Annotated in this window: 8 protein-coding genes; 6 read left to right on the top strand and 2 right to left on the bottom strand. The window is 75.1% G+C overall.

Translation table 11 applies throughout. From position 1 onward, the window contains the following. From FRCN3DRAFT_RS57430 to FRCN3DRAFT_RS0219095, 5 genes are all read left to right on the top strand, one after another. Positions 1-1,448: WYL domain-containing protein (locus FRCN3DRAFT_RS57430; RefSeq protein ID WP_342435332.1), on the top strand; the 1,448-nt coding region annotated here is incomplete at its 5' end. 26 nt (positions 1,449-1,474) lie between these two features. Beyond that, a complete protein-coding gene (locus FRCN3DRAFT_RS0219110; RefSeq protein WP_007520204.1) occupies positions 1,475-1,696 on the top strand; it encodes a hypothetical protein in 222 nt (73 codons plus the stop codon). A 285-nt stretch (positions 1,697-1,981) separates the two neighbouring features. Beyond that, positions 1,982-2,305 (top strand): Sec-independent protein translocase subunit TatA, encoded by a 324-nt coding sequence (gene tatA, locus FRCN3DRAFT_RS0219105; RefSeq protein WP_007520206.1) that lies wholly within the window; start codon positions 1,982-1,984, stop codon positions 2,303-2,305. 79 nt (positions 2,306-2,384) lie between these two features. Continuing rightward, positions 2,385-3,407 carry a twin-arginine translocase subunit TatC gene (gene tatC / locus FRCN3DRAFT_RS0219100; RefSeq protein WP_007520208.1) on the top strand — a complete coding sequence of 341 codons (1,023 nt, stop codon included), beginning with the start codon at positions 2,385-2,387 and terminating at the stop codon, positions 3,405-3,407. Positions 3,408-3,674: 267 nt separating this feature from the next. Then, positions 3,675-6,653 (top strand): DEAD/DEAH box helicase, encoded by a 2,979-nt coding sequence (locus FRCN3DRAFT_RS0219095; RefSeq protein ID WP_051466970.1) that lies wholly within the window; start codon positions 3,675-3,677, stop codon positions 6,651-6,653. Positions 6,654-6,704: 51 nt separating this feature from the next. Here FRCN3DRAFT_RS0219095 and FRCN3DRAFT_RS0219090 read toward each other — a convergent pair whose 3' ends face one another. Both FRCN3DRAFT_RS0219090 and FRCN3DRAFT_RS0219085 read right to left on the bottom strand, forming a co-directional pair. Further along, positions 6,705-7,559 (bottom strand): ABC transporter permease, encoded by an 855-nt coding sequence (locus FRCN3DRAFT_RS0219090; protein WP_007520212.1) that lies wholly within the window; start codon positions 7,557-7,559, stop codon positions 6,705-6,707. Further along, on the bottom strand, positions 7,556-8,683 hold the full coding sequence (locus FRCN3DRAFT_RS0219085) for an ABC transporter ATP-binding protein (protein ID WP_007520214.1): 1,128 nt from the start codon (positions 8,681-8,683) through the stop codon (positions 7,556-7,558). Before FRCN3DRAFT_RS0219085 ends, FRCN3DRAFT_RS0219090 begins: the two co-directional genes overlap by 4 nt. A gap of 442 nt (positions 8,684-9,125) precedes the next feature. On the opposite strand from FRCN3DRAFT_RS0219085, the gene FRCN3DRAFT_RS45215 reads away from it, so the two are divergent. Beyond that, positions 9,126-9,950, top strand: a complete 825-nt coding sequence (locus tag FRCN3DRAFT_RS45215; protein ID WP_063630164.1) for a TetR/AcrR family transcriptional regulator — start codon at positions 9,126-9,128, stop codon at positions 9,948-9,950. The last annotated feature ends 38 nt before the right edge of the window (positions 9,951-9,988 follow it).

Here is a 9,988-nt window from a genome sequence, read left to right as displayed (position 1 = left end):
CGTCCTCCGTGCCGGACCGGGTGCGCACCGCGACGCTGGCGGTCCGGGTCGGCGCCGGCCACGCGCTGCGCCGCCGCGGCCGCCCCGTCGCGGCGCCGGACCCGGCCGGCGCCCCCGCCGAGTCCGGCACGCCGCCCGCGGCGGGGGAGGCCGCCGGGGTGTGGCCAGGGGTCGGCGCGGACATGGACGTGTTGCGGATCGGCTTCGCCGACGTCGAGCGGATGGCTCGCTGGGTGGCCGGCTACGGCGCCGACGTCGTCGCCCTGGACCCGCCGGACGTGCGCGCCGAGGTCGTCCGCAGGCTGCGCGCCGCCGCCGACGGCGCGGCCGCCTCGGCCGCGTCCCCGCCCGCCGCCGGTGCGGCAGGTACCACGGACTCGGCCAGCGGCGGCGCTCCAGCCCCTGCCGCGGGCGGCGGCGATGGCGGGCGCCGGCGCGCCGACGGGCCGGCGCCGGTCCGGACGACCGGGCGGGCGCCCGGCGAGGCGCCGTCGGACGACCGGCTCTCCCGCCTGCTGGCGCTGGTGCCATGGCTGCGCGCGCGGCCGGGCGTCTCCGTGGACGCCGCCGCCGAGGCGTTCGGGATCACCGCCCGCCAGCTGCGCGACGACCTGGACCTGCTGTTCATCTGCGGCCTGCCCGGCGGCGCACCCGGTGACCTGATCGACATCAGCTACGAGGGCGGGCAGATCACGGTCGTCGACCCGCAGACCCTGGACCGGCCGCTGCGCCTGACCGTGGACGAGGCGACCGCCCTGGTCGTCGCCGCGCGGGCACTCGCCGACCTGCCGGGACTCGCCGGCCGGGCGGCGCTGGAACGGGCGGTCGAGCGGATCGAGGCGGCGATCGGCAGCCGTCCCGCCGAGCGGGTCGGCGTCCAGCTCGACCCGCCGAACGAGGTGCTCACCGTGCTGCAGCGCGCGCTGCGGGAGCGGCGCCGGGTGCATCTGCGCTACCTGGTCTGGTCGCGCGACGAGCTCACCGAGCGCGACGTCGACCCGATGCGGCTGCTGTCGATGGACGGGCACTGGTACCTGGAGGGCTGGTGCCACCGCGCCGAGGCGGTGCGGATGTTCCGCCTCGACTCGATCGTCGGGGGCGCCGCCGGGGTGCGCGTGCTGGACGAGCGGGCTGCCCCGCCGCCGGACGCCGCCGTCCGCGACCTGAGCGCCGGGGTGTTCGCCCCGGGCCCCGGGGACCTGCTCGCCGTCGTCGACCTGTCCGCCGCCGCCCGCTGGGCGGCCGACCACTACCCGGTCGAGTCGACCGCCGAGCTGCCCGGCGGCGGGCTGCGCATGACGCTGTACGCCACCGGGACGGCGTGGCTGCGCCGCCTGCTGCTCGGCCTGGGCGGCGACGCCAGGGTCGTCGGGCCGCCCACCCTCGTCACCGAGATCCACGACGCCGCGGCCAAGGCCCTCACGGCCTACGACGCGCCCTCGTCCTGACGGGCGGGACGGTAGGGTCATCGGTCATGCGGTGGGTTCTGGTCGACGTCGCCCTGATCGTCGGGTCGCTGCTGCTGCTCGTGCTGTGCGCGCTGGCCGTGTGGCGCAAGATCGGCGTGGCGCGGTCCACGGCCGGTGAGCTCAAGGAGCAGGTGTCCGGCCTGTCGGCCGAGACCTCTGCCCTGGCTGCCCGGATCGACTCGGCCGAGGTGACGGCTCGGCTCGCCGAGCGGTCCTCCGCGAGCTGACCGGCCTGACCGGGCTGTCGGGCCGGGCTCGAGGATTCGGCCTGGTCGTCCCGGCTCTGGCGGCGGATTCCGGTGGGTGGCACGCGTCCCGACGGCCCGAAACAACAAAAAACGGGGCCGGTCAGGTGACCCGGTGTGCCGGGAGATGCAGGTAGACACGGGTGTAGGCGCATTACGTCACCTGCGGGTTACCTCGCTGTTGTCTGTTCCGACCTATGCTTCCGTCGTAGCATCAGGCTCGCACCGGTCGCCGCACCGGTCATCGGACACCGGAGGACGTCTGCCATGCCGAACCTGGGTACGACCGAGATCATTATCATCGCGATCGTCGTGCTGGTGCTGTTCGGGGCGAAGAAGCTGCCTGAGGCCTCGCGGTCGCTCGGCCGCTCGCTGCGGATCTTCAAGGCGGAGACCAAGGGCCTGCGCGAGGACGACGCGACGCCGACCCCGGCGCCGTCGCCGCAGCCGGTCGCCACCCCGAGGGCCGAGCTGGAGACCTCGGAGGTCGACGCGCTGCGCAAGCGGGTCGCGGAGCTCGAGCGCGACGCCGCCACGCCGGCCTCGTCGACCAACGGCGCCGGCCCGGTCGAGGCCCAGCAGCAGCACTGACCGACCATGGGCGGGCCGCCGCGCCCGGCCTCCCGACGGACCCAGCAGCCCGACAGACCTAGCAGGAGCGGCCCCGAACGTGCCTGGCATCCCCACGCCGCGGCGCATCGCCTCGTCCGTCAACGACCGGCGTACCCGCACGGTCGAGGACAGCCGGATGCCGCTCACCGAGCATCTGCGTGAGCTGCGCAACCGGCTGTTCAAGTCGCTGCTGGCGTTCCTCGCCGCCCTGGTCGTGGCCTTCGTCTTCAAGAACACGATCATGCACTGGCTGACGGGGCCGTACTGCGACCTGCCGGCGAAGCTGCGCGCGCAGCAGGCCGGCGCGAACTGCCAGCTGTACTTCTTCGACATCACCGGCGCCTTCATGATCGAGCTGAAGGTGGCCGCGATCGCGGCCGCGGTGCTCTCCGCGCCCGTCTGGCTCTACCAGCTCTGGTCGTTCATCACGCCGGGCCTGCACCAGCACGAGCGGCGCTGGTCGCTGACGTTCGTGTCCATCTCGCTGGTGCTGTTCGCGGTCGGCGGGGTCTTCGCGTACCTGACGCTGGAGACCGGGCTCAGGCTGCTGCTCGGCTTCGGCGGCGAGCACCTGGTCAGCCTCCTGTCCGCGGAGAAGTACCTCAGCTATGTGATCGCGATGCTGCTCATCTTCGGCATCTCGTTCGAGGTCCCGCTGCTGATCTGCCTGCTCAACCTGGCCGGGCTGGTGACCACGAAGCGGCTGCGGTCGTGGCGGCGGGCCGAGATCTTCCTGACCTTCGTGTTCGCGGCGATCGTGACGCCGAGCCAGGACCCGTTCACGATGCTGGCGCTCGGCCTGCCGATGATCCTGCTGTACGAGGTGGCGCTGTTCATCGGTTGGCTCAACGACCGGCGCAAGAAGCTGCGCGGGGACACGTCCGCCTACGCGGAGTTCGACGACGACGCGGCCACGCCGCTGGACTTCGACGACTCCGGCGAGGCGCGCCGCCTGGCGACGCTCACGGAGCAGGCCCAGCAGGAGGGCCGCGCCGGCCGCAAGGCGCGCAAGCAGCTCGCCGCGCTCGCCCAGGTCGGCCCGGCCGACTCGGCCGGCTCCGCGGGCGGCGACGTTACCTGACCGTCCGGCGTCCCCTGCCGACCGGCCGGGGACCACGCCGTCCGGCGGCCAGGCGGGGGTGTCGGACCGGTCCCGTAACCTGAAGACGTGACCGCCCAGCGACCCGAGCCGGGTGAGGATGTCGACTTCTCCCACACCGCGGAGCTCGCCAGCAGCGAGACCGGCCCGCGGCCGGTCCTGCCGGCGCCGGACGACGAGCCGGCAGCCGAGGTGGACGGCGAGCTGACGCTGGAGCTCGAGGCGGAGGCCGAACAGGGACCCGTCGGGGTGGCGGTCGCCGACCCGGCGGTGGCGCTGGCCGAGTTCGCGGCGCGCTACCCGTTCGCCCTCGACCCCTTCCAGATCGAGGGCTGTGAGGCCCTCGCCGCTGGCGAGGGGGTGCTCGTCGCCGCGCCGACGGGCGCCGGCAAGACGATCGTCGGCGAGTTCGCCGCCTTCCTCGCGCTGCGCGGCGGGCGGCGCTGCTTCTACACCACGCCGATCAAGGCGTTGTCGAACCAGAAGTACGCCGACCTGGTCGCGGCCCACGGCGCGGCCAACGTCGGCCTGCTGACCGGGGACACCTCCCGCAACGGCGACGCGCCGGTGGTGGTCATGACCACCGAGGTGCTGCGCAACATGCTCTACGCCTCCGCGGCGGGCAGTCACCGCTTCGACGATCTCGCCTACGTCGTCATGGACGAGGTCCACTACCTCGCCGACCGGCAGCGCGGCGCCGTCTGGGAAGAGGTGATCATCCACCTGCCGGCGCACGTCCAGCTGGTGTCGCTGTCGGCGACGGTGAGCAACGCCGAGGAGTTCGCCCAGTGGCTGGTCACCGTCCGCGGCCACACCAGGGTGATCGTCTCCGAGCACCGGCCGGTGCCGCTGTGGCAGCACGTCCTGGCCGACCGAACGCTCTACGACCTGTTCGTCGAGGACGCGGCCACGCTCGGTGACGTCCGCGGGGGCCCGCGCGCGCTCGAACCCGCCGCCACCGGTCCCAGCGCCCTTCCCGGCCAGCGGGACCGCCCCCGGGACGGCGCGCGCGGCGAGCGGCCGGGACGGGCCGGCCCCCCTGGGCGGCAGGCCCGCGGCGGCCGCGCCGACCGGCCGGCCCGCTCCGGTGGTGCCGGCGGGGGAGGCCGCGACGACCTGACGGCGACGGGCAGCCGGCCGAACGGGACGGCCGAGAGCGACGACCGGGTGGTGGCCTCGGACGGGCGGCCGGTCAACCCGGAGCTGCTGCGGCTGGCCCGGCTGGAGAGTTCGGGGCCCGACTGGTCGCGCTCCGGCCGGCCCGGCCCCGGTGGCCGGCCGCGGCGGCGCCCCTGGGGGCCGAGCCGCCCGCAGGTGATCGAACGGCTCGACCGTGACGGCCTGCTGCCCGCGATCACCTTCGTCTTCAGCCGGGTCGGCTGCGACGCGGCGGTGGCGGCCTGCGCGGCCGCCGGGCTGCGGCTGACGACGTCCGAGCAGTCCGCCGAGATCCGCGCCCACGTGCGGGCCCGCACCGCCGGGATCCCCGACGGCGACCTGCGCGTCCTCGGCTACTGGGAGTGGCTCGACGGGCTGGAGCGGGGTCTGGCCGCGCACCACGCCGGGATGCTGCCGGTGTTCAAGGAGGTCGTCGAGGAGCTGTTCGTCCGCGGCCTGGTCCGCGCCGTGTTCGCCACCGAGACGCTCGCGCTCGGCATCAACATGCCCGCGCGCACCGTCGTCCTCGAACGGCTGTCGAAGTTCAACGGCCAGGCCCGTGCCGACATCACCCCCGGCGAGTACACCCAGCTCACCGGCCGCGCCGGCCGGCGCGGCATCGACATCGAGGGCCACGCGGTGGTGCTCTGGCAGTCGGGGCTGGACCCGCTGGCGGTCGCGGGGCTCGCCTCGACCCGGACCTACCCGCTGCGCTCGTCGTTCCGCCCGTCCTACAACATGGCCGTCAACCTGGTCGGCCGGCTCGGCGCCGAGCGTGCCCGCACGGTGCTGGAGTCGTCGTTCGCCCAGTTCCAGGCCGACCGGGCGGTGGTCGGGCTGGCGCGGCAGGTGCGGCGCAACCAGTCGGCGCTCGACGAGCTGACCGCCGAGGTCGAGTGCGACCGGGGCTCCGCGCTCGAGTACGACCAGATCCGCCGGGACATCCGGGAGCGGGAGAAGCGGCTGTCGCGCGAGGGCGCGGCCCGGGGGCGCGCGGAGGCGGCCGAGGCGCTGGCCCGGCTGCGTATCGGCGACGTGGTCCGGGTGCCGGCCGGGCGGCGGATGGGGCTCGCCGTCGTGCTCGACGTGGCCATCGACCCCCGGTCCACCGACGAGCCGCGCCCGCTGGTGCTCACCGCCGACCGGCAGGTCAGGCGGCTGTCCCTGATCGACTTCCCGGTCGTGGTGGAGCCGCTCGGCCGGGTGCGGGTGCCGCGGACGTTCAACCCCCGCGACGCCCGCTCCCGGCGTGACCTCGCGAGCTCCCTGCACCACGCGGAGCTGCGCGCCGAGCCGGGCAAGCGGGAGCGAGCCCGCGCCGCCGCGGCCGACGACGCGGAGCTCGCCCGGCTGCGCCGCGCGCTGCGGGCCCACCCGGTGCACGACTGCCCCCGCCGCGAGGAGCACCTGCGCAAGGCCGAGCGGGCGGCCCGGCTGCGCCGGGAGACCGAGGCGCTGGCCCGCAAGGTCGAGGGCCGGACGAACACCGTCGCCCGCACGTTCGACCGGGTCCGCGCGGCGCTGACCGAGCTCGGCTACCTCGACGGGGACACGGTCACCCCGAAGGGCACGCGCCTCGCCCGGATCTACACCGAGCAGGACCTGATCGTCGCGGTCTGCCTGGATCGGGGGGTGTGGGAGCCGCTGACGCCGGCGGCGCTGGCCGCCGCCGTGTCGTCGCTGGTGTTCGAGCCGCGCGGCGACGACCTGGCCATGCCGGCGCTGCCGGGCGACGACGACCTGCGCACCGCGCTCGGCGCCACCCACCGGATCTACGCCGAGCTGTCCGGCGTCGAGCAGGACCATGGCCTGGCCTTCCTGCGGCCGCCGGAGCTGGGCTTCGTCACCGCGGCCTACGGCTGGGCGTCGGGCCGGTCGTTGGAACGGATCCTCGGTGAGGACGCGACCGAGCTGACCGCCGGCGACTTCGTCCGCTGGATGCGCCAGCTGCTCGACCTGCTCGACCAGATCGCCCAGTCGGCCGGGCCCGACTCGGCCCTGCGCTCCACCGCCCGCGAGGCGATGAGCGCCCTGCGCCGCGGTGTCATCGCCTACTCCATGGTCGTGTGACTCCAGCGTCGTTCGACACCGGGGTTGTGCGGCCCCGGTTCCCCGCGGCCGTCAGCGCGCGGAGCGGCGGCGGTAGATGACGGCGGAGGCGCAGTAGCCGACAGCCAGGATGCCGGCGCACCAGACCAGGGCCGCCGCGACGTCCGAGCCGTCGGCGCCGCCGCCGACGAGCAGGCCGCGGACGGTGTCGATCACCGGGGTGAGCGGCTGGTGGTTGGCGAACGCGCGCAACGGGCCGGGCATCGTGTCGGTCGCGACGAAGCCGCTGCTGACATAGGGCAGGAACAGGATGAAGAACGTCATCCCGTTCGCCGCGTCGGGGCTGCCGGCGAGCAGGCCGAGCGCGACCGACACCCAGGTGATCGCCAGCACGTAGAACGCGACGACCCCGATCGCGGCGAACCAGCCCCCGACGCCGGCGTCGGGGCGGAAGCCGAGGCCCAGCGCGATGCCGATGACCAGTGCGGTCGCGACGGCGTTGGCGGCGAGGCTCGCGACGACGTGGCCGGTCAGCACCGCCGGGGCGCGGACCGGCATCGACCGGAACCGGTCGATGATCCCGTTGGCCATGTCGGCGGCGACGGCGACCGCCGTGGACGCCGCGCCCCACCCCGAGGCCAGCACGATGATCCCCGGGACGACGTAGGTCAGGTAGGCGGTCCGGCCGCCGGCGGCGTCGAGCGCGCCGCCGAACACGTAGACGAACAACAGCAACAGCATCACCGGCAGCGCGACGGAGATGATCACCGTGTCGGGCTGGCGGGGCAGCCGGCGCAGGCTCCGGCCGATCATGGCGGGGGTTCCGCCGCCGGAGCGGGTCGGCCTGGTGGCGGCGCGTGGGTGGCCGACCGGCCGGATCGGTGAATCCGATCCGGCGGGGACTCCGGACGGGACGGCGGTGGTCATCGGGTTTCCTTCCGAGAGGCGGAACCGGCGGTGAGCGCGAAGAAGACGTCGTCGAGGGTGGGAACCCTCAGCTCGACGCGGGCGACCTCGATGCCGCGGTCGTCGAGGTCGTCGAGCAGGTGGCGCAGCGCGGACGCGGAGCCGTCGGTGGGCACGCCGACCCGGCGGGCGACCGGGTCCGCGTCGACGCCGCCGCCGGCCGCCAGGGCCGCCCCGTCGGTGCCGGGGCCGCCGACGACCCCGGACGGGGTGGCTGGCGCAGGCGGCGCGCCCTCGGCGGGCGTGGTGGCGCGCAGGACCGCGACGGCGCGGGCGTATGCCGTGTCGTCGGAGAACGTCAGCTCGGCGCGCTCGGCGCCGAGGCGGGCCTTGAGCGCGGTGGGGGTGCCCTCGGCGACGATCCGGCCCCCGTCGAGGACCGAGACCAGGTCGGCGAGCTGGTCGGCCTCCTCCAGGTACTGCGTCGTGAGCAGCACCGTCGCGCCGCCGTCCGCGAGGCGGGCGACGACGTCCCACACACCCTGGCGGCTGCGTGGGTCCAGGCCGGTCGTCGGCTCGTCCAGGAAGATCACCTCGGGGTCGCTGACCAGGCCGACGGCGAGGTCGAGGCGGCGGCGCTGGCCACCGGAGTAGGTCTTGACCAGGCGGCGGGCGAAACCGGCCAGGTCGAACGCGTCGACGAGCTCGGCGACCCGGCGGCGCGCGACAGCCCGGGGCAGGCGGAACAGCCGCGCGGCGAGCCAGAGGTTCTCCTCGCCGGTGAGCAGCTCGTCGACGGCGGCGTGCTGGCCGGTCAGGCTGATCACCTCGCGGACCCGGCGCGGCGCGCGCGCCAGGTCGTGGCCGGCGACCGTCGCCTCGCCGGCGTCGGCGCGCAGCAGCGTCGAGAGGATCCTCACCAGCGTCGTCTTGCCGGCGCCGTTCGGGCCGAGCAGCGCGTGGACGTGGCCCGCGGCGACGTCCAGGTCGACCCCGTCGAGCACGGTGACGGCGCCGAACGCCTTGCGCAGGCCGCGCACCCGGATGACCGCGCCGTCGGCGCCCGCCGGGAGACGAGGCGCCGGGGACGCCGATGGGAGAGGGGAGGCCGGGGGCTCACGGCCGGCGTCCAGGGTGGTCGGCATGGTCGGTGACCTTTCTGGTCGGATCTCCCGCGTCCACCCGGCCGGCTCTGGCCGGGACGGCTGGCGGGTGGGGCCGGATGGCGGGGGAGTCGGTGGCTGGGGTTCGGGGCTGGGTCGGTGGCTGGCGCGTGCCGCCGCGCGGTGGGGATGCCCGCCGGCGGTGGCCGGCGGGATCATCGTGGCGGAGTGTCGTGGCCCGGACACGGGTCCTGGAACCCGGCCCGAGGTGGGGCTACGCCCACCTCGTGTGCCGGCCGAACCAAAACTGTTTATGGCGTACACATGATGTACGTTATACGCAGTTGTCGGAAGGTGGTCAACGGGTGATGGCGAGGCAGCTCGGTGGCCGGCCGTCGGGGAGGCGACACTCAAGGCAGGCACCTCCCCGGGGCCGCCGCGGCGCGCGGGTGGGTCGACGGGCGTCGGTGGACAGGGCGGTGGGATGACGAGGGATGCGAGTGGGGGCGGCGCCCCGGTGGGCGGCGGCGAGCGGCGCACCCCGGCGGCCGGGGGGCCGCCGGGCGCGTTCGAGCAGCTGTGGGGCGCCCCCGCGCGGCCGCGGCGCGGTCCGCGCCCGGCGCTGCGGCTGGACAGCCTGGTCGAGGCGGCGGTCGCGCTCGCGGACGAGGAGGGGCTCGGCGCGCTGTCGATGGCCCGGGTCGCCGAACGGCTCGGCTTCACGACGATGTCGCTTTACCGACACGTCGCCAGCAAGGACGACCTGCTCCTGCTGATGCTCAACGAGGCCGTCGGCCCGCCGCCGAAGACGCTGGTGACCGACCCGGCCGCCGGTTGGCGGGCCGGGCTCGACGCCTGGACCAGAGGTATGTACGAGCGGGCACTGGCGCACCCGTGGATAACCCGGATCGAGATCGGCGGCGCGCCGAACCTGCCCAACCAGCTGGCCTGGATGGACCGCGGCGTCGCCCCCCTCGCCGGCGTGCCGCTGGCTGGTCAGGAGAAGCTGTCGGCGATCCTGATGCTGTCCCGCTACGCCATGTCCGCGGCGCAGCTGACAAGCGACGTCACGGCCGCCGCGAGCGCCGGCACCTACGGGCCGGACGACGGTGACTACGGCGCGACACTCGCCCGGTTGCTCGACCCGGAGCGGTTCCCCGCGCTGCACGCGATCGCGGTCTCCGGTGAGATCGACCCGGCCGTGCCGCCAGAGGGGGTCGCCGACGAGCTGCACGGGGAATTCCACTTCGGCCTCGCCCGCATGCTCGACGGGCTCGACGTCCTGCTGCGCTCCCGCGGGCCGAAATAGACCGCCCGGTGGCGTGTCCATGGGTGGTCCGAGGCCGG

The sequence above is a fragment of the Pseudofrankia saprophytica genome (genome assembly GCF_000235425.2).
Classification (GTDB): domain Bacteria; phylum Actinomycetota; class Actinomycetes; order Frankiales; family Frankiaceae; genus Pseudofrankia; species Pseudofrankia saprophytica.
Note: the sequence above shows the minus strand (reverse complement) of the source record. Positions and strands in the feature narration are given on the sequence as shown.